This is a genomic window from Hymenobacter sp. (assembly GCF_036388155.1).
Taxonomy (GTDB): Bacteria; Bacteroidota; Bacteroidia; order Cytophagales; family Hymenobacteraceae; genus Hymenobacter.
On sequence record NZ_DASVSI010000182.1, the window covers coordinates 1 to 20,192 of the forward strand.

The 20,192-nt window shown below is 65.7% G+C and carries 9 protein-coding genes; 5 read left to right on the top strand and 4 right to left on the bottom strand.

Annotated elements, in window-relative coordinates:
- Positions 1–194: 194 nt before the first annotated feature.
- Complete coding sequence (locus VF629_RS25365) at positions 195–1,472, top strand: lipopolysaccharide biosynthesis protein (RefSeq protein ID WP_331061318.1); 1,278 nt, start codon at positions 195–197, stop codon at positions 1,470–1,472.
- A 254-nt stretch (positions 1,473–1,726) separates the two neighbouring features.
- Here VF629_RS25365 and VF629_RS25370 read toward each other — a convergent pair whose 3' ends face one another.
- Together VF629_RS25370 and VF629_RS25375 are read right to left on the bottom strand one after the other, a co-directional pair.
- A complete protein-coding gene (locus VF629_RS25370) occupies positions 1,727–5,791 on the bottom strand; it encodes a gliding motility-associated C-terminal domain-containing protein (RefSeq protein ID WP_331061319.1) in 4,065 nt (1,354 codons plus the stop codon).
- A gap of 137 nt (positions 5,792–5,928) precedes the next feature.
- Positions 5,929–9,471 carry a gliding motility-associated C-terminal domain-containing protein gene (locus VF629_RS25375; RefSeq protein ID WP_331061320.1) on the bottom strand — a complete coding sequence of 1,181 codons (3,543 nt, stop codon included), beginning with the start codon at positions 9,469–9,471 and terminating at the stop codon, positions 5,929–5,931.
- 403 nt (positions 9,472–9,874) lie between these two features.
- Here VF629_RS25375 and VF629_RS25380 point away from each other — a divergent pair, with 403 nt between their 5' ends.
- The 3 genes from VF629_RS25380 to VF629_RS25390 all read left to right on the top strand — a co-directional run bounded on the left by VF629_RS25380 (position 9,875) and on the right by VF629_RS25390 (position 13,772).
- The gene (locus tag VF629_RS25380) at positions 9,875–11,053 is read left to right on the top strand and encodes an endonuclease/exonuclease/phosphatase family protein (protein WP_331061321.1); all 1,179 of its coding nucleotides are present in this window, start codon (positions 9,875–9,877) and stop codon (positions 11,051–11,053) included.
- Positions 11,054–11,118: 65 nt separating this feature from the next.
- A complete protein-coding gene (cysS, locus tag VF629_RS25385; protein WP_331061322.1) occupies positions 11,119–12,603 on the top strand; it encodes a cysteine--tRNA ligase in 1,485 nt (494 codons plus the stop codon).
- A gap of 128 nt (positions 12,604–12,731) precedes the next feature.
- Positions 12,732–13,772, top strand: a complete 1,041-nt coding sequence (locus VF629_RS25390; protein ID WP_331061323.1) for a M28 family peptidase — start codon at positions 12,732–12,734, stop codon at positions 13,770–13,772.
- 40 nt (positions 13,773–13,812) lie between these two features.
- Here the strand turns inward: VF629_RS25390 and VF629_RS25395 are convergent, their stop codons facing one another.
- Entirely contained in the window at positions 13,813–15,630 is a 1,818-nt protein-coding gene (locus VF629_RS25395; RefSeq protein WP_331061324.1) for a T9SS type A sorting domain-containing protein, read from the bottom strand.
- A gap of 506 nt (positions 15,631–16,136) precedes the next feature.
- Positions 16,137–17,042, bottom strand: coding sequence for an LD-carboxypeptidase (locus VF629_RS25400; protein ID WP_331061325.1), 906 nt, complete (start codon positions 17,040–17,042; stop codon positions 16,137–16,139).
- Positions 17,043–17,208: 166 nt separating this feature from the next.
- On the opposite strand from VF629_RS25400, the gene VF629_RS25405 reads away from it, so the two are divergent.
- Positions 17,209–20,178, top strand: coding sequence for an alpha/beta hydrolase fold domain-containing protein (locus VF629_RS25405; protein ID WP_331061326.1), 2,970 nt, complete (start codon positions 17,209–17,211; stop codon positions 20,176–20,178).
- The last annotated feature ends 14 nt before the right edge of the window (positions 20,179–20,192 follow it).

The window sequence follows — 20,192 nt, forward strand, 5'->3', positions numbered from 1 at the left end:
CCACGCTACTTTTTGTCGGCCTCCCCCTCTCCCCAAGGAGATTGGAAATGAGGCGCCCATAAAACGTTTCAGCCACGCTCAGCAGGACGGCCTTTTTACGAGCTGGCGCTAACCAGTCACAGGGCCAATTCCCGCACTCAACGCTAGGCGGTACGGCTGGGGTTTCGCGTAAGTTTGGCGTTCCAACCTTGAGCATGATAAAACGCATCCTTCAGCACTTCGCGGCACGGGTTCTCACGGCGGGGCTGAGCTTTGCGGTGGTGTGGCTCACGGCGCGGTACCTGGGGGCCGCGGGCCGCGGGGAGGTGAGCCTGTTTTTTACCGACATGTCGGGGCTGGTGTTGCTGACAGGGCTGCTGGGCGGTTCGTCGCTGATATATCTGGTGCCGCGCCGCAACGTGTGGCACCTGCTGCTGCCGGCCTACGGTTGGGCTCTGGTGGTGAGCGTGCTGGGCGCCGGCGCGGTGGGCCTGCTACGGCCCGTGAGCCTGGCGTACGTGTTGCATTTGGGGGGCGTCACGCTGGTGCAGGTGCTGCTGTCGGTGAACGTGTTTTTGCTGCTGGGGCGGCAGCGCGAGCGGACTTACAACGGCCTTACTACGGCTCAGGCGGCGCTGTTGGCGGTTTCCCTGGCCCTGGCTTTTGGGCCGTTCGGGTGGGCTACGGTCACGGCTTATTACTACGCCAACTACGTGGCCTACGGTCTGCCCTGGCTCATCAGTACGGCGCTGTTGCTGCGGCTCCCCGATGCTCGGCGCCGCGCGGCCACTCCCAGCCGGGCCCGCCGCCGGGCCGTGGCCCGCGAGCTGGCGCGGCACAGCCGGGGCGCCCACCTGTCCAACCTGCTCACCTTCGCCAATTACCGCTTTGGCTACTACGCCGTGGCGTATCTGGCCAGCGCCAAGGCGCTGGGCGTGCTGTCGGTGGGGGTGGCGCTGGCCGAGGCCATCTGGCTGATTCCGCGCAGCACGGCGCTCATGCACTACGTGGCCTTGGTCAATGCCGCCGACAAGCCCGGCCATGCCCACGCGGCGTTGCGCAACGGCCGGCTGACCCTGCTGGCGACGGCAGCGGCCGTGCTGGCGCTGGCGGCCGTGCCGGCCACTTGGCTGGCAGCTGTTTTTGGTCCTGAGTTCGGCGCGGCGCACGGCGTCATTCTGGCCCTGGCGCCGGGCATTCTCATCAACGGGGCCGGCATGCAATTCAGCGGGTATTTCAGCGGCACCGCCAACTACCGCGTAAACAACCGGGCCGCCCTGCTGGGCCTGGCCGTGACCGTGCCGGTGAGCCTGCTGCTGGTGCCCTACCTGGGCATGGTGGGCGCGGCCTTGGGCATGACGGCTTCTTACACCGCCAGCGTGGCGTACCTGTTCTGGCACTTCCGGCACGCCACCGGGGCCACCGGGGCCGACGTTTTGCCCGGTTGGGCCGACGTGCAATGGATGATTAAGGGAATAAGGGGTGTGAGATAGGGAGTGTCATTGCGAGCGCAGCGCAGCAACCCGTCCTCGCTCAGCGACCAGCCTGAGGTTGCGACTAACTCAACATACAGAGCCCTACCGGGTACGACCCCGGCATTGCGCAGTGCTGGGGTCGTACCCGGTAGGGCTTGTCACATTATAAAGGGCGTTACTGAGAACAGGACGGATTGCCGCGCTGCGCTCGCAATGACACTCCCTTATCCCCATCTCTTATTCTCTCCCTATCCCTCATCAAGCGCAGCGTTCTACCTAACCACTTCCACCCAGCCTTTCACGCGCTTTCCGTCGGCGTAGGTGAGCAGGTAGTAGTACACGCCGCTGGGTTGGCCTTGTGCGGCCCACTCGTCGTGGTACGCGGCCGACTCAAACACCAGCTGGCCCCAGCGCGAGAACACCTGGAAGCGCGGGGTGCAGTCGGGACCGAGGCGGAAAGTCTGGTTTAGGGCGTCGCCGTTGGGGGTAATGATGTTGGGCAGTTTGCGCGTCTTCACCTCGATGGGCGCGACGGGCACTTCAATGTTGCAGCGGTTTTGGTTGTAGCCCACCAGCAGCCGCGGCTGGTAGGTGCCCGGCGTGGTGTACGTATGGGTTGGGCTGGCCTCGGTGGACATGCTGCCGTCGCCTAAATCCCAGAGCAGCGCCGGGGCCGGCACCGAATTGCCGGCACCCGCCACCCGGAATTGCACCGCAAGCGGCGCCAACCGAATTTCTGGGCAAGCCACTGGCGCCCACGTAGCCGTAGCCACGGGGGGCACGGCCACCGATACGCGCCGCGCCGCCGTGCTAGTGCAGGCGCCCCGCGTCACCGAATAGGTCAGGCTGACAGCGCCCACAAAGCCCGCTGGCGGGGTAAAGAAGAAGCCTGCGGCAGCGCTGCCGCTCACCCCCGGCCCGGTGAACACCCCGCCCGCCGGGCTGCCCCGCAAGGCAAACGGCTGCCGGCTGCCGGGGCACAGCACCGTGTCGGCCGCCACGAGGGCGGTGAAAGGGCTGGTTACCGTCACCGATTGGCTGGTTTGCAATTGGCACCCATTCGAATTCAGCGAATACACCAGCTGGTAGGTGCCCGCGCCAATGCCCGGCGAGAAGAAGTACCCGCCGGCCAAATTGCCGCTCACGCTGGGCCCGCTGAACGTGCCGCCGGCCGGCGTGGCCGTGAGGCGCACCGCGGGCAAGGCCGGCGCTCCGGCCACGGGCAAGCAATACCCCGCTGCGGGCAAGGCCGCAAAGGCGAGCGTGGGCGGGGCCGTGACCGTCACGCGGCGGGTGGCCGTGTTGCAGTTCGACGGCCCGGCACTGCTATACGTGAGGGTCTGCAAGCCAATCAGCGCGGTGGAGGGCGTGAAGACGAAACCCGTGGCCACGCTGCCGCTCACCCCCGGCCCGGCCCACAGCCCACCCGCCGGGCTGCCCGCCAGCGCCTGCGGCCCCGCCGTGGCGCACACGGTTTGGTCTGGTCCGGCCGTGATACCGGGCGCGATGGTCACCGTGCGGATGCCTTGCACCACGCAGCCGTCGGCGTTGAGCGTGTACACCACTTGCACGGTGCCCGAAGCCGCGCCCGGCGTGAACACAAAGCCCGTGGCCACGCTGCCGCTCACCCCCGGCCCGGAGAAAACGCCTCCCGCCGGCGTGGCGGTAAGTGGCACGGGCGGAAGGGCTGGGCTGCCGGCCGGGGGCGTGCAGTACGTGGGTAGCAGTAGCGGCGTGATGGCGACGGCCCCCGGAGGCACGCCCACGGCCACCTGCCGGGTATCGGTGGTGGTGCACAAGCCCGTGCTGACGAAGGTATAAGTCAGCGTTTGAACGCCGACCAGGGCCGTGGAGGGCGTGAAGACGAAGCCCGTGGCCACGCTGCCGCTCACCCCCGGCCCGGCCCACAGCCCGCCCGCCGGGCTGCCCACCAGCGCCTGCGGCCCCGCCGTGGCGCACACCGCCTGGTCGGCGCCCGCGTTGGCAATGCCGGGCTGGAAGTTGAACACGAACGACGCGTTGTTGCAGCGCGCAGCCGAACCGTTGCCGCTGCCGTTGGTGGTGGAGTACGTGTTGGCGCCCGGCGGAATGGGGAAGCCGGTGGTGGAAAAACAAGAGCACACCGCCTGGTACACAATGCCGCGCGGGTCGAAGCGGGAAGTGCCGCCGTCCACGTGCTCGCCCGTGCCGCCCTGCTGGCCGTAGTAGGTGCCGTAGGTCAGGGAAGTGAGCCCCGCCGAAAACTGGGCCAGGTAAAAGTCGCTGCCGTCGGTGGTTTGCTGGGCCGCGTCGGTGGTGGTGGGCAGGCGGGTGGTGGTGCCGTTGCCCGCGAGGTAGCCCAGGGTGGTGCCCGCGCCGTTGTTGCTGCCGCCCCAGCCGCCCACGTACACCCGGTCGCAGCGGTCGACGAGGAAGGCGGTGGGGTCGATGCTCGCCAGGCCCAGGTTCACGGCATCGGTGCTGCCGAAGGCCGTGGAGAGCAGGCTCTGGGTCAGCGTCGCGTTGAGCTTTTGAATGAAAAGCGTGCCGTTGGTCGTGCTAAACAGGCCGGGCGTGCGCGCAAAGGTGCCGAGGGTTTGGCCCAGCAGGTACACCCCGCCGTCGGTGCCCAGCTGCAGAAAATACGCTTGGTCGTAGGCCGGCGTGCCCACGTAGGTGGTGCGCACCAAGCTGGTGCCGTTGGCGGCAATGCGCGCCGCAAAGCCGTCCACGTTGCCGGGCTGGGCGGCCAGGTAGGCGCCAGCGGTGCCGGGCAGGCTGTTGCTGGTGGTGCCGCCGGCCACGTACACGTCGCCGCTAGCGGGCTCCACCTGGATGGAGTACGCCCCGTCGGCCCCCGTGCCGCCCAGGTAGCTGCCCCACACCAGGCTCTGGAGGTTGGGCGTCAGCTTCACCACCACGGCGTCGGAAGTGCCCCCGCGGTACTGGCTTTGAAACCCCCGGGCCATGGGAAAGTCGGTGGAGGTGGTGTGCGAGGCGATGTACACGTTGTTGGCCGCGTCCACCTGAACGTCGCCGCGGAAGGGGTCGCCGTAGTTGTGGGGCAGCTGCAGCGCCGTGCCGAAGGGCGAGTTGCCGCTTGCCAGCGGCAGCAGGCCATCGTTGCCGCTGCCGCCCAGGTAGGTGGAGCCCAGCAGTCCCGTGCCCGTGGTATTTAGGCGGGTAACCACCAAGTCCGAGCCGTTGGGCGCGTTGTAAGGCGCCGGCGAACCGAGGGGCTCGGTGGCCGTGCCCCGCGCAAAAATGCGTTGCAAAGCGTTGGCCGTGATGGGGTAATCACCCGAGCCGGACGAGCCCAGCACCACCAGCTCGCCTAGGCTATTAACTACCAAGCTGTGCGGAAAGTCGGCGTTGTTGCCGCCCAGGTAAGTCGCCCATACCCGCGCCGCCGGCCCGTTCGCACCGGTGTTGTACTTCGTAATGGCGATGTCAATCAAATTGCTAAACGCCGTCTGGAAAGCCCCCAGCGTGGTCGGGTAGCCGGGGTCGAAGGCAATGCCGCCCGCGTACAGGTTGCCCGACTCGTCGTAAGTGGCCGTGAAGCCCCAGTTGTCGGCCGTCGAGCCCGAATACGTGGCAAACACCACCACGGGGTCGATGGTCAGGGGCCGGGCCGCGTCGTAAGCGCCCAGCGCAAACCGGACCACCGGGCCGGCCAGCACGTAGCGGCAGGCCACCGGCTGGCGGCGGCCGGCGGCGTCCGTTTGCCAGGCTTTGGGGGCGCGTTCGGTGAGGGTGCCCACGCTGGTGCGCACCAGCAGGTTGCCCGCCGCGTCGAGGTCGAGGCCGGTGGCGCCGTCGTGCCGCAGGGCAATGGCCGCTGCGTTGGCCCCGGCCTCCACTTCAAAATCATACTCCAGTTGCTGCGTGTCGTTTTCATACACGCGCGCACTCACCCCCGGCCACAGGCCGCCGTAGCGCAGCTCGCGGAAGCTGCGGACGTCGTGCGCCCAGCGCCGGGCATCGTTGCCCAGGAAGTAGTTGCGGTGCTCAGCCGTGGGCGTCTGGGCCGTGATGGTGGCCAGGGCCGCGCCGTCAAAACGCAAGGTCAGGGCGTGTCCCTTGATGGGGCCCTCTCCCGCCGCATTGGTTTTGCCGCCGTGATGGTGCTGGGCCGGCCCGCCATCGGCCAGCAGGGCAAACGTGAGCCCGGTGGTTTCGGCAAACAGCCGGCCGCCGGGTAAGGGCGCGGCGTAGCGCACGTGCTCGTTCCACTGGCCCTTGTTCTCAATAAATTCCAGCGTCGCATCGGCCGGGGGCGGGCTCTGCAGGCGGGGTTGGGCCGCTGCGGGGTGGAGCAGCAGCGAGACAATAGCAGTAAGTAAGGGTAGTTTCATATAGCAGCTAGCGGACAAAATAGTAGCTTGAAATAATTAAGAAAAGCCTCAAGATGAAGCAAATAAACTTCCATCATCCTGAGGCTTTTACTCGAATACAAAGAAAATACGGCGCGCGGGATTTAGCTAATTTCCCGCTACCGGCGCACTTCCACCCAGCCTTTCACGCGGCGGTCGTTGGCGTCGCGCAGCAGGTAGTAGTAAATGCCGTTGGCCAAGCCGCTGGCGTCCCAGTTGTTGCGGTAGTCGTCGGTCTGGTACACGCGCTGGCCCCAGCGCGAAAACACTTCCAGCGACGCCGCGGCGCAGGAAAAGCGCGGCTGGAACGTTTGGTTCTTGTCGTCGCCATTGGGCGTAATGATATTCGGCACAAACACCTCGCCCACTTCCAGGGGCGCAAACCCCGTTTGCACCACGCAGTTGGCGTACCGCGCCGTGAGAGTGATGGTGTAGAAGCCGGGCTTCGCATAAACGTGGGTGGGCGTGGCCAGGTCGCTGGGGGCGCTGCCGTCGCCAAAGTCCCAGCGGTACGTGGCGCCGGGCGCAATCAGCACGGGCGTGAGCGTGGTTTCGAAAGGCGCCAGGCCGGCGTACTGCGGCGCGGCGGCGCACACCGGCAGGTTCAGGCCCACGTCCAGCGCCGAGGCGGGGGCCAAGGTCACCGTCCGCACGGCGCTTACCTGGCACGGGCCCTCCGTCACGGTGTAGGTGAGGGGGAAAATGCCGCCCCGGTTGTTGGTGTTCGGCGGGGTGAAAAAGCCCCCGGCCGTGACGCCCGTGCCGCTCCAAACGCCGCCCGCCGGCGAGAAGCCGCGCAGCTGGAACGGCTGGCGCAAGTCGGCGCACAGGGTGGAGTCGCGGCCCGGCACAATGGTGGGCGGGCGCGTCACCACCACCTGCCGGGTGGTCACGCCGCAACCCAACGAGTCCGACACGGCATACACCAGCGTGTGGGTGCCCACGCCCGCCGTGGCCGGGTTGAAGCGCCCCCCCGCCACGCCCGGCCCGCTGAACGTACCGCCCGCCGGCGTGCCCGTCAGCGCCACCCCGCCCGTGAGGCTGGTGCACTGCGGCGGCACCGGCGCCAGCACGGGCACCACCGTGGGCGCCACCACGTAGCGCACGGTGCGGGTGCTCTGGCAGGTGCCCGTAGCCGCCACCGTATAATTTAGAAAGTACTGCCCGGCGCCCACCGCCGTGGGCACGAAGCGGTAGCCCCCGCCCGCCACGGCCTGCACGCCCGGCCCCGACCACACCCCGCCGGCCGGCGCACCGGCCAACGTCACCGGCCCGTCGTTCACGCACAACGCCCGCCGCGGGCCGGGGTCGGCCTGAATGATTTCGAAGTTCATCTTGAAGGCGCCGTTGTTGCAGTTGCTGCTGCCGTTGCGGGTGGTGAAGTTGCCCGCGCCCGCGGGCACCGGGAAGCCCTGCGAGCCCCCGCAAGTGGCGCACACCGCCTGGTACACAATGCCGCGCTTATCGAAGCGCGAGGTGCCGCCGTCCACGTGCTCGGGCGGGCCGCCCTGCTGGCCGAAAAAGGTGCCGTACTCCAGGTCGGTCATGCCGGCCTTGAACTGGGCCAGATAAAAATCGCTGCCGTCGGTGCTGCGCTGCACGGCGTTGGCGGTGGTGGGCAGGCCGTTGGTGTCGCCGCCCAGCCAGGCGGGGTCGAGGTTGTTGTCTTCGCCGCCCCAGCCGCTGATGTACACCCGCTCGCAGTCGTCGACCAGAAAGGCGGTGGGCACCAGGTTGGGCCCGCCCTTGGCCCCGCCGCGGTTACCGAAGGCAGTATTATAGATGCTAACGGTAAGGTCGGGGTTCAGCTTCTGGATGAACTGCGTGCCAATGGCGCTGCCGTAGAGGCCCGGCGTGATGGGCAGCTGCCCCAGCGTTTGGCCCAGCAGGTACACATTGCCGGTCACATCGAGCTGCAGAAAATACGCTTGGTCGTAGCCGTTGCTGCCCACGTAGGTGGCCCGCTCCAACGTGCGCCCGTCGGGGCTGATGCGCACGGCAAACCCGTCGGTAGAGCCACCCTGAAAGGAGGTGCGGTAGGCGCCCGGGGTGGTCGGGAAGTTGGTGGTGGAAGTGGTACCGCCCGACACGTACACGCGCCCCTGGTTGTCGCGCTGTATCGAGTAGGCCGCGTCGGCGCCGCTGCCGCCCAAAAAGCTGGCCCACACCACGGCGTTCAGGTTGGCGGTTAGTTTGCAGACCACGGCGTCGGCCGCCCCGCCGCGGTTGGTGGGGTTGAAGCCCTGGGCCGTGCCCGGAAAAGTGGCCGAGCTGCTGGCCGCGGCGATGTACACGTTACCGTCGCCATCCAGCAGCACGTCGCTGCGAAAAGCGTCGCCGTAGTTGGCCCCGATGGCCGCGGGCTGGCCCACCACGCCGTCGTTGCCGGCGCCGCCCAGGTAGGTGCTGGCCTGCAAAGTGCTGCCCGTCGTGTTGAGGCGGCTAACGACCAGGTCCGAGCCGTTGGGCATTTTATACATCTCGGTGCCCATGCGCGTGCCCGAGCGGAAGGGGTCGAGGGCAGAGCCGCCGCCAAACGTGCGCTGCACGGCCGTACCCGACGTGGGGTAATTGTTGCTCGACGTGCTCCCCAGCACCACCAGCTCGTTTTGCCCGTTCACCACCAGGCTGTGGGGAAAGTCGGCGTTGTTGCCGCCCAGGTAGGTGGCCCACACCCGCGCCGCCGGCCCGCTCACGGCGGTGTTGTACTTGATGATGGCCATGTCGACCACGCTGCTGAAGCTGGTGCGAAAAGCGCCGGGGCTGGCCGGAAAAGACCCGCCCGTGTCGAAGGCAATGCCGCCCGAGTACAGGTTGCCCGCGTTGTCGTAAGTGGCCGTGAAGCCCCAGTTGTCGGCCGTCGAGCCGGTCAGGGTGGAGAACTGCACGGTGGGGTCGATGGTGAGGGCGCGGGCGTGGTCGTAGGTGCCCAGCGCGAAAGTGACGGTGGTGCCCGTGAGCACGTAGCGGCAGGGCACGGGCTGCCTGCGGCCGGCCGCGTCCGTCTGCCAGGCTTTGGGCGCCAGCTCGGTGGTGGTGCCCACGGTGGTTTTGATGACGAGGTTGCCGGCCGCGTCCAGGGCCACGCTGGAGGCGCCGTCGTAGCGCAGGGCCACGCGGGCGGGGTTGGCGCGGGGCGCCAGCAGCACGTCGTATTCCAGGTGCTGGCCGCGGTTTTCATACAAGGTCAGCCCAATGCCGGGCCACAGCTCCTCGTAGCGCAACCGCCGGAAGGCGCCCACGTGGCTGACCCAGCGCTCGGGGTCGTTGCCCACAAAGTAGTTGCGCTCGCCGGTGGTGGTGGGCGTTTCGGCGGTTAGGCGGGGCCGGGCGTTGGCTCGCTCGAAGTGGACCGTGTAGGCGTGGCCAGCCACGGGCTTGTCCTGCGCGGGGACGGTGTTTTTGTTGCCCGCCTCGCGGTGATGGCTGAAAAGGGCCGGGTCTAGAAAGGAGTAGGTCAGGGCGTTGGCTTGCACGTAGAGCCGGCCGGCCGGCAGCGCGGCTTCGTAGCGCACCCGGCGGTCCCACTGGCCTTTGTTCGGCACAAACTCCAGGCTGGGCGCGCCGGGCTCGGCCGAAACAGCCGCCGCGGGCAAGGCCGATGCTAGCAGTGGAAATAGAAACAGAAAACGGGAATAGATGCTGTGGAAAAGTAGGGCCATGTATACGCCAAAGGCGAAAAGGAGTGAACAAGGAAGGCGCTGTGCTGATTGAGGGCAACGCCCTAAAACAGCTTCCGCCAAAACTGAGCTTGCGCAAAATTCGTGCAAGCTTATGCCGCCCTGTGGTATTGATTTGATTCGACGCACGAAGGTGGCATGCAGTGTCGTGTTTTTGGGCGAAAGCAGTCTGGCTGGACGCAGTGGCAAGGCTCCGTAGCGAGACTTTTGACGTTCGCGTTCCCACGCCAGTAGCAAAGCGTTTGGGCATCGCTCGTGGACGCGAACGACACAGTGCCTGCCGGGCACGGCCGCGCTACCGACCGGTGCGTACGCAGATTCTTAAGCCGCTTTCCGGGCCCTTGCTGCCTGGGCCGCTACCTTTGCAGTCCTTCTTGCTCGTGTTGTGCGCCGCTCTTTTGCCTTTAAAGTAACCTTGCTCACCCTGCTGTGGCTCTTCGTGGCCATTGGCTGCCAGCAGGTACCCGCCGCTGCCTTTTGGCCGGTGGTGTTTGGGGCCCTCACCACGCCAGTGGCGCTGCTGCTCACGGCCCTGCTGGCCTTGTACTGGCTGCGGCGCAACTGGCGGGTAGCGGCGCTGCCCATCGTCGCGCTGGCGCTCACGTGGCCGCACGTATTGCGCGGGTTGGCCCTGCACGCTCCGCTCAATGAAGAATTAGGAACAAAGGACGAGAAATTGAGCACAGCAAAAACTCCTCGTTCTTCCTTCTTCACTCCTCATGCCAACGAAGTGTCCCTGCTCTCGGCCAATGTGCGCATTTTCAACGTGTACGCCCAATTGCGCGACCCTGACTTCGCGTCGTCCACTGGGTTTATCAACTGGCTGGCGGCCAGCCCGGCCGACGTGCTCTGCCTGCAGGAGTATTACAACGAGCCCGGCGGTTCGGCCGAGGACAAGGACGTTTTTCGCACCGAGAAGTACTTGGGCAAGGGCAGCGGGCGTCACGCCTTCGTGTCGGTGAGCCTCACCAACCGCATTGGCGCCGAGTTTGGGCTGGCCATTTTTTCGCGGTTTCCCATTGTGCGGCGCGGCTCCATCTTCTTTAGTCGCCTCTCGCAAAATCACGCCATGTGGGCCGACCTGGCCCGCCCCGCCGCCCGCGCCGGCGGCCGGCCCGACACCATCCGCGTGTTCAACCTGCACCTGCAAAGCATGAGCATGCAGGACGCCGACATTGCCGCCGCCACCGAAAGCCGCGCGGGCCTGCGCCGAAAAGCCCCCAACCTGCTGCGGCGTTTCCGCAACGGCGCCGTGGCCCGCGGCACCCAAATCGATACCGTGCTGGCCCACGTGGCCCGCTCGCCCTACCCCGTGCTGCTGGCCGGCGACCTCAACGACCTGCCGTATTCCTACACCTACGACCGCCTGGCCGACCACCTGCAAAACGCCTGGGCCACCACGGGCCTGGGCATTGGGGCCACCTACAACGGCCGGCTGCCGCTGCTGCGCATCGACCAGCAGTTTGCCGGCCCGCAGTGGGAAGTGCGGGGCTGCCGCGTGCACCGGGAAATAACCTGTAGCGACCATTTCCCGCTTGAGGCCCTGTATGAGTTGCGCCGTTGAACCTGCAGCGGCGCCTCGCGTTGTAGAAAAGAGCTTATCGTTCAGTCGCCCGCTACCTTTGCGCCATGTCGCTCTCGCTTTATAATACGCTTACCCGCAAGAAAGAGGAATTTCAACCCGTGCACGCGCCCCAAGTGGGGGTGTATTTGTGCGGGCCCACCGTCTATAGCGAAGCTCACCTGGGCAACGCCCGCGGCCCGGTAGTGTTTGACGTGCTGACGCGCTACCTGCGTCACCTGAACTACCAAGTGCGCTACGTGCGCAACATCACCGACGTCGGCCACCTCGAAAACGACGCCGACACCGGCGAAGACAAGATGGAGAAAGCCGCCCGGGCGGCCCGCATCGAGCCCATGCAGGTGGCCCAGCACTACGCCAACCGCTACCGCCAGCACATGCTGGCCCTGGGCTGCTTGCCACCCGACATCGAACCCCAGGCCAGCGGCCACATCACCGAGCAGGTGCGCATGATTGAAGAAATCATCGCCAACGGCTTTGGCTACGAAGTCAACGGCTCGGTGTATTTTGACGTGCCCAAATACAACGAAGCCCACCGGTACGGCAAGCTGTCGAACCGTAGCATCGAAGACCAGCTGGGCGGCACCCGCGACACCCTGGCCGGCCAAGACGAGAAGCGCAGCCCGTTGGATTTTGCCCTCTGGAAAAAAGCGGCCCCCGAGCACATCATGCGCTGGCCTTCGCCCTGGGGCGACGGCTTTCCCGGTTGGCACTTGGAGTGCTCGGCCATGAGCCGCAAGTACCTCGGCAACCTGTCCGACATCCACGGCGGCGGCTTGGACCTGATGTTTCCGCACCACGAATGCGAGATTGCGCAGTGCCAAGCCAGCGACACCGGCACCGACGAGTCGCGGGTGTGGATGCACAACAACATGATTACCGTGAACGGCACCAAGATGAGCAAGAGCCTGGGCAACTTCGTGCTGCTCGGCGACATGTTCAGCGGGCCCACCGGCCCGCTCGCGCAGGGTTATTCGCCCATGGTAGTGCGCTTCTTCTTGCTGCAAGCCCACTACCGCTCGCCCGTGGACGTGAGCGACGACGCCCTGCAAGCCGCTCGCAAAGGCTACCGCAAGCTGATGAACGGCCTGCGCCTGCTCGACAAGCTGGTGCCCACCAGCGAAGGCGATGCCCTGCCCGGCGACGCCGACCTGCGTAAACTCACCGCCGACGTGTTCACGGGCCTCAACGACGACCTGAACACCGCGCGGAGCATTGCCAGCCTGTTTAACCTGCTGCGCAAGTTCAACACCCTCGCCACCACGCCCACGGCGCTGGCCGAGGTATCGGCGGTGGCCCTTACGGAAGCCGTCGATACCTACCGCACGGTAGTGAGCGACATACTGGGCCTGCAAGACGAGCCCCGCGCTAACGCCGAGCAGCTGCTCAACCTCACGCTCAGCTTTTATTCCGAAGCCAAAGCCGACAAGGCCTACGACAAAGTGGACCTCATTCGGGCCGCCCTCAAAGACCAGGGCATCGTGATAAAGGACACCAAGGCCGGCGTGGAGTGGGCCTACAGCGAAGAATAAACTTTCGGCGCTCGCCGTTATCTATCAGTTAAAACAGCAACAATCGTCAGGCTCCCCCGCACCACGGAAAGGGACGCTTGCCCGGAGGGGTCTCGTGAGGTTCACCGTCCGCTCGTCTTATTCGCCGCATGAACTTCCGCACCCTCCGCTTCCCCCTTATTGCCCTCGCTGGCCTGCTCGTCCTCACGGGCTGCCCCGACAAAAAAAACACCGAGACTGCGACCACCGATGCCCCGGCCGCGCCCGCCGAAGCCCCGCTGCCCAAGGCCCCGGTGTTCAACGCCGACTCGGCTTATGCGTTCACGGCCAAGCAAGTGGCGTTTGGGCCGCGCGTGCCCAACTCCAAGGCCCACAAAGCCACTGGCAACTGGCTGGTGAAGAAATTCAAAAGCTACGGCCTGAAGGTGATGGAGCAGCCCTTCGAGGCCATGACTTTTGACGGCACCTACATCAAGGCGCGCAACATCGTGGCCCAATACCAGCCCCAAGCGGCCCGCCGCGTGGCCATCTTCGGCCACTGGGACACCCGCCCCTTTGCCGACAACGACAAGACCAAGAAAAACGCCCCTATGGACGGCGCCTCCGACGGCGCCAGCGCCGTGGCCGTGGCCCTGGAAATGGCCCGCGTGCTCAGCCAGCAGCCCGACAGCCTGGCGCCCAACGTGGGCGTCGACTTCATCCTGTTCGATGCCGAAGACTGGGGCCATGACGACACCACGCAGGCGGACGTGAAAGACATGCTGGAAGGCAGCGGCACCGACTCCTGGTGCCTGGGCTCGCAGTATTGGGCCAAAAACCTGATTCCCAAAAACTACAAGGCCGAGTATGGTGTGCTGCTCGACATGGTGGGCGCCAAAGGGGCCACTTTCACCCGCGAAGAAATCTCGCGCGCCAAAGCCGCTTTCGCCCTCGACAAAATTTGGAACGTGGCGGCCCGACTCGGCTACTCCGACTTCTTCCGGTACCAAGACACCGGCGGCATCACCGACGACCACGTGTACACCAACCAGGCGGGCATTCCCACCATCGACATCTACCACCACAACGGCAACGGCGGCGATTACTTCCCCGCCTACCACCACGCCACCCAGGACAACATGAGCATCATCGACCGCAAGAGCCTCAAGGCCACCGGCCAGACGGTGCTGCAGGCCCTGTACGTGGACTAGGCTGTTCGCTTCCCTTTGCGTCAGCAGTGGCGCTATAGTCTTATTCTACGGCAAGCCGTAGGGCGGTAGTTCCGGCGCGCACCACGTACACGCCCGCCGTTGCGCCCTGCGGTAGCACAAGTGCCGCCGTACCTGCAGCATTGGCCGGGGCGGTAGCCACTGGGCGGCCCAGCGCATCAAACACCGTAACTGTTGTGCCATGCACTGCGCCTGCGAGTGTGGCCACGCGCAAGCGGGTCGGATTAGGATACAGGGCCAGCCCGGATTTTCCAGTAAGGGCCACGGTGCGCACGGGTGAATAGCTGGCTGTCCCGTCTTGGTCCACTTGGCGCAGGCGGTAGTAGAGCAGAACAGCGCCGGTGGGCAGCCTGGCATCTAGCAACTCGTAGGTGCGCGAAGCACTGCTGTAGCCGGCGGCAGCCACTGCGCCAATGCGGGCAAAGGCTGTGCCGTCGGCACTGCGCTCTACCTCAAACGTAGCGCTGTTTTTTTCCGAGGCCGTGGCCCAGGCCAAGCGCACCGCGGCGTCGCCCTGGGCCGTTGCAGTGAAAGCAGTCAATTCTACGGGCAATGGCGGGGCGTTGACGGTCACGGCCAAACGGGTGAGGCTTTCGCAGCCGCCCACGGTCTGGCTGGCGTAGTAGGTGCTGCCGTCAACGAGAGGCGTAGTGGTGGGCAAGGGCGTGCCGCCGCTGGCCGCCGCGTACCACTGCACGGCTGTGCCGGTGGCTTGCAAAGAAGCCACGGTGGCAGCGGCAGGCACCGTTTGGGTAGCCGCCCCTACGGGTGCGGGCGGGGCCCCTACGCCGATTACTACCTTGTTTTCAGTTGGAACCCCTACCATGAGCGCGGCAGTGGTGGTATTGTATGCGTCGAAGGAGTTGCTCTGGAAGCTGGTGCTGCCCACAACGCTGTTGCAGCCCGTAATAAAGCCTGTTGTGCCCCCGGTTCCAATACCTAGAGTTACAGCGCCCGCATCGGTGAGGGGCCCGTTATCCCAGAAAAAGCTACGCACCAAATAGTTGCTGTCTACGAAGGCTGTGACGCCGGCACTACTGCCCACTTGGTCGCCGGCCGTGGTCCCCACCAAGGAGTTGGCGGCGCTCACCACTCCCGTTATCCCAGTCGCGCCATCGCCCCAGGTCACGGCCCCTACGTTGGCCACGGCCCCATTATCCCAGTTACTGCTTCCCACTACGTAATTGCCATTGGGGAGGGAAGTGACATTGCTGCCCACGTTGTCGTTGGCCGTGGTGCCCACTAAGGAATTGGCAACGCTCACGGGCCCGCTCACGCCGGCCGTGCCGTTGCCCCAGGTCACGGCCCCGGCGTCAGTTATAGCCCCATTGTTCCAAGAAGTGCTCCTCACCACGTAGTTGCCATTGGTCAAAACGGTGATGGCCTCATCAGCGAAGCCGCCCACTTGGTCGAAATTCAAGGTTCCGACCAGGGAATTGGCGGCGCTCACCGCTCCCGTTATTCCCGTTGTGCCGCTAGCCCAGGTCACGGCGCCCGCGTTGGCGGCAGAGACGTTGTTCCAGCTAGGGCTGCACACCACATAGTTGCCGTTGGCAAGGGCTACGGCACCACCGCTGCCCACTTGGTCGTTGGTCTTTGTGCCAACCAAGGTGCTGATAAGGGCATTCGTGTTTCCGTTGTAGAGGTACACCGCGCCCACGTTCAAGGTCGTGCCGTTATCAAAGCCCGGGTCGGTCACCACGAAGTTGCCGTTCGGCAGCACGGTTATGCTGCTGCCGAATAGCCCCGAGCCCGCGGGGCCATTAATGATAGTGGACTGGGCTCGCAGCGACCCTAGTGGCACTGCACTCAGCAGCGAAGCCAATACGAGGACCCGCACGTCGCGCAAGAAACAATGCCAGCTCGGGCACGTCGGGAGTAGAGTAGAGGTTTTTTTCATTTCTCGCAATGCTTTGGCAGGAAAAGAGCACCCAGCCCTGAATAGCTTGATTAGCAGCAGGCTGAGACCAGTTATGTGCTATTGTCAAAAATAAGAAAGCCGGATATGATTATACAATACCTTGATTTAGGTATAATCCGACGTCAACTCTTGCCAATTCAATCTTGCTAAAACTCTAGAAGCCGTTGTCCCTGTTGGGTTAATGGCTTCGACAACCCCGAGGCATCTCATCCCGGTGGTCTGCCCCCTGAAGGAAAAAGAGTGACAGAGGGGGGCGCAGCCATACAATGGGCTACCAGGCGCCTTATTTCATCAATGAAGGTGTCGGGCCTGCGGCCGGCCAGCGTTGCACGATGCACAGCCGCGTCGTTCTACCCTCGCAGGCTGGAGGCTCGCCAATAACCGGCACGGGACACACCTACCGGATACGACCCCGCGCCATCTAGTTAGGCCGTTAGCCGAGCACCCGCGTCATTCACCGTCAGCGTCACTTCCTGGCCCACCACCAGCGTCAAGTTGTCGGCTTCGTGGCCGATGGGAAAGCCGTAACCTACTGGAAAGTCATACATCTGGGCATACCGGTCGATAATTCCCTCAGCCGTCACGCCGAACGGAATGGTGTTGTCGCGCATCTGTGAGAAGTGGCCCACCACCAGTCCGGCCAGGCCCGCCAGCTGGCCGCTGCGGTGCAAATGCAGCAGCATGCGGTCGATGTGGTAGAGGTATTCGTCGAGGTCCTCCAGGAACAGGATGCGGCCCGCGAAGCTGGCCTGCGACGGCGTGCCGGTGATGGTCTGGAGCAGGCTCAGGTTGCCGCCCACCAGCGCGCCCGTGGCCGTGCCGGGTCGGTTGAGCGGGTGAGCGGGCACGGCAATGGGCTGGAAAGTTTCGCCAAACAACGCCCGGCGAAGGGTTTCGAGGGCCAGCTCGCCGCCCTCTTGGTGAAACAGCACCGGCATGACGCCGTGGATGCTGGCGTGGCCCAGGGCCAGCAGGTGGGAGTTGAGCACCGTGATATCGGAGAAGCCGGCCACCCACTTGGGCTGCTGGGCGAAGGCGGTGAAGTCCAGCCCGTCCACGATGCGGGCGGTGCCGTAGCCGCCCCGGGCGCACAGAATGGCCCGAATGCTGGGGTCGTCGAGCTGGCGCTGGAAGTCGGCGCGGCGCAGGTCGTCGGGGCCGGCGAACTGGTGGTGGTCGCCGGCGATGCTTTCGCCCAGCACCACTTCCAGGCCCCAGCTTTCAAGCGTGGCAACGGCGGGCGCCAGCTCGGCGGCCGAGATTTTGCGGGCGGGGCTCACAATGGCCACGCGCTGGCCGGGTTGCAAGGCGGGAGGAAACTGAACGGGCATAGGGAAGAGGCACAAAGCGGTTGCAAATAACGCAAGCAGTACCTTCGGAGCCACGCCGCTGCGCTCAGCGGGCCCCGATTCGGGCCCGGCCTCAAGCCGAACCTGAGGGGGCGTTTCTACGTCAAGCCCACACGCTTATTACTTTCATGCTTACCCTTCAGACCTTATGAAATCTACTTTACTCTTCCTGGGCTTCCTGCTGCTTGGCCTGTGGCAAAGCGCCGCGGCGCAAACGCCCATTGACACCACGGGCGGCCGGTTTTTCCAGCCCATCTTTCCAAACGTGACCGTGAGTTCGGGCGTGGTCTACGGCTCGGCGGTAGGCGCTTTTGGGGCTCAGAATCTGCTGATGGACGTGTACCAGCCCACCGGCGACGTGGCGACCCAGCGACCGGTCATCATCTTCGCCCACGAAGGCGGCTTCGTGCGGGGCACGCGCACCGACGCGTACATGACGGCGGTGTGCACGCAGTTTGCCCGGCTGGGCTACGTCACGGCCAGCATCGATTATCGGCTCAACCCCTTCATTTTGTTTGCGCCCGGCGATACCACTGGCGTGAGCCGGGCTGCCATTCAGGCCATGCAGGACATGCGGGCGGCCGTGCGCTTTTTCCGCAGCGACGCGGCCACCACCAACACTTACCGCGTGAGCCCCGAACGAATTGTTGTGGGCGGGGCCTCGGCGGGCGGCTTCATGGCCTTGCAAGTGGGCTACCTCGATAAAGCCAGCGAAGTGACGACCGACGTGAACCTCGCTGCCCTGGGCGGCATTGAGGGCAACAGCGGTAGCGCCGGCTTTAATAGTTTTCCCTTGGCTGTGCTCAACTTGAGCGGCGCCACCAACCCGACCAGCATCATCGAAGCCGGCAACGCGCCACTCTACAGCGCCCACGGCACCTCCGATGCCGTGGTGCCCTACTTCAAAGGCCGGGTAGGAGCGGGCCTGCCGCCCAAGTACGTGTTTGGCAGCGGCTTATTAAACCCGCGCGCCTCGGCGGTGGGGGTGCCAAACGTGCTGCGCCGCTTCAGCCGGGCGCCTCACATACCGCAGTACCCGGTGCAAAGCGCCAACACCGGCAGCCCGAACTCGGCCGCCTACGCCGACACGACGTACCGCGACATCCGAGCCTTTCTGCGGCCGCTGCTCGTGCCGGTGGTGGCCCCGGGCTTCCCCAGCTTGGTCATCAACACGCCCACCACTGTAGTGGCTGGTTCTTACCAGGACATCACCGTGAACAGTGGCACGGCCCTGCTCAGCGGCAACATCACCGTGTACGGCACCCTCACGGTGCGCACCGTGGCCGGCCAGCCCGCGGGCGCCCTCAACACCAACTGCTTCGTGGTGGACGGGCCCGGCAATTTCGACTTGCAGGCCGGCGCCGCGCTGCGCATTTGCGACGTGGCCGGCATTTCGGCCAGCGGCCCCACCGGAGCCATCCGCAACACCGGCAGCCGCACTTTTAGCACCGACGCTGGCTATGCCTACGAAGGCACCGGCAGCCAAGCCACCGGTACCGGCCTGCCCGCCCAGGTGCGCGAGCTGGAAGTGGCCGTGCCCGCCGCCAGCGCCCTCACCATGACCAATGCCCTGCGCATCAGCCAGAAGCTCACGCCCACCAGCGGCACCCTCAACAACAGTGGCCAGGCCCTCACGCTGCTGTCGGGCCCGGCTGGCACCGCGCTGGTAACGCCCGGCGCCGGTGCGCTCAGCGCGGCCTTCACGTTGCAGCGCTACCTGGACCCTGCGGTGAACCCCGGCCTGGGCTACCGGCACCTGGGGCTGCCGTTTGACAACGGGACGTTTACCAACGTGAGCGCCCCGACTTTCGCGCCGGTGTTCAACCAGACCTACAACGGCAGCGCCCGGCCCGACTTGGTGACGCCCTTCCCCAACGTGTTTGCCTACGACCAGCTGCGCATTCCCAGCTCGCCGGCCACCAGCTACTCGGAATTTGACAAAGGCTGGGTGGTGCCGCCCGTTCAGTCTCCAGGCGTGACGCTGGCCCCGCGCCGCACCCAAGGCTACGCCGTAAACATTGCCGCGGGCCAAACCCTGGCCATCACCGGTCAACTCACGCGCAACAACGAGGACATTATCACCACGCTGTTCGGGGCCGCTACGCCCACCGCCGGCTGGCATTTGGTGGGCAACCCCTTCCCCTCGGCCCTCAACTGGGACGCCGTGCCCGTGCCCGCCGGCATGAGCGGCGCCGTATACGTTTTCGTGAGTACCAGCCAATACGCCGGCCAGTACCGCGCCTACGTGAACGGCGTGGGCGGCGCGGGCGCCACCATTCCGCTGGGCCAGGCCTTCTTTGTGCGCTCGCTGTCTACCGCCGGGGTGCCCTTCGTCCTGCCGCTCAGCGCCCGGATTAACGACTTCGCCAGCGCCAACGCGGCCACCGTGCAGCGCAACGCGGACGCCCGCCCGCGCTTGCGCCTTACCCTGGCCGGAGCCGCTGCCCCAGCCGTAACCGACGAAACGTACCTGTACCTGGAAGCCGGCGCCACGGCCGGGGTAGACGCCGCCTTCGATGCCGATAAGATGCAGAACCCTAGTGGGCTCAACCTGGCTTCGGTAGCTGCTGGCGAGCAGCTGGCCATCAATGCCCTGCCCGTGCTGACGGCCCCGGCCACGGTGCCGTTGGTGCTCACCGTGCCCCAGCCCGGCGCCTACGTGCTCACGGCCGCGCAACTGGCCAATTTTGCTCCTGGCGCCCTCACGCTGGTTGATGCGCTGACGGGCACCCGCACGGCCCTGGCCGCCGGCACCAGCTATGCCTTCACTACGAGCAGTGCTGCTGCCCCCGGCCGCTTCACGCTGGAGCTGCGCCCCACCACCGTGACGGCCACCAGCCCGGCCCAGGCGCTGGCCACCCAGTTGCAAGTGTACCCCAACCCGGCTTCGAGTAGTTTCCGGGTGGAGCTGCCGCTGCCGGGCGGGGCCAAGGCCGCCGGTGTGCCCTTGCGCCTCATCAACTCGCTGGGCCAAGCGGTGCGCCGCCAGCAGCTGACCGGCGCGTCTGGGCAGCCCCTTGTCGGCGAAGTGGACGTGCGCGGCCTGGCCCCTGGTGTGTACCAGCTGCACCTTTCCGCGGCTGGAGCCTCGGTGGTGCGGCGGGTAGTGGTGCAGTAGCGGGCAAGGCAGGC

What these genes read in the sequence shown, in the direction of transcription:
- VF629_RS25365 (WP_331061318.1), top strand. Translation starts at nt 195, where the DNA reads ATGATAAAACGCATCCTTCAGCACTTCGCGGCACGGGTTCTCACGGCG.
- VF629_RS25370 (WP_331061319.1), bottom strand. Translation starts at nt 5,791, where the DNA reads ATGAAACTACCCTTACTTACTGCTATTGTCTCGCTGCTGCTCCACCCC.
- VF629_RS25375 (WP_331061320.1), bottom strand. Translation starts at nt 9,471, where the DNA reads ATGGCCCTACTTTTCCACAGCATCTATTCCCGTTTTCTGTTTCTATTT.
- cysS (WP_331061322.1), top strand. Translation starts at nt 11,119, where the DNA reads ATGTCGCTCTCGCTTTATAATACGCTTACCCGCAAGAAAGAGGAATTT.
- VF629_RS25390 (WP_331061323.1), top strand. Translation starts at nt 12,732, where the DNA reads ATGAACTTCCGCACCCTCCGCTTCCCCCTTATTGCCCTCGCTGGCCTG.
- VF629_RS25400 (WP_331061325.1), bottom strand. Translation starts at nt 17,042, where the DNA reads ATGCCCGTTCAGTTTCCTCCCGCCTTGCAACCCGGCCAGCGCGTGGCC.
- VF629_RS25405 (WP_331061326.1), top strand. Translation starts at nt 17,209, where the DNA reads ATGAAATCTACTTTACTCTTCCTGGGCTTCCTGCTGCTTGGCCTGTGG.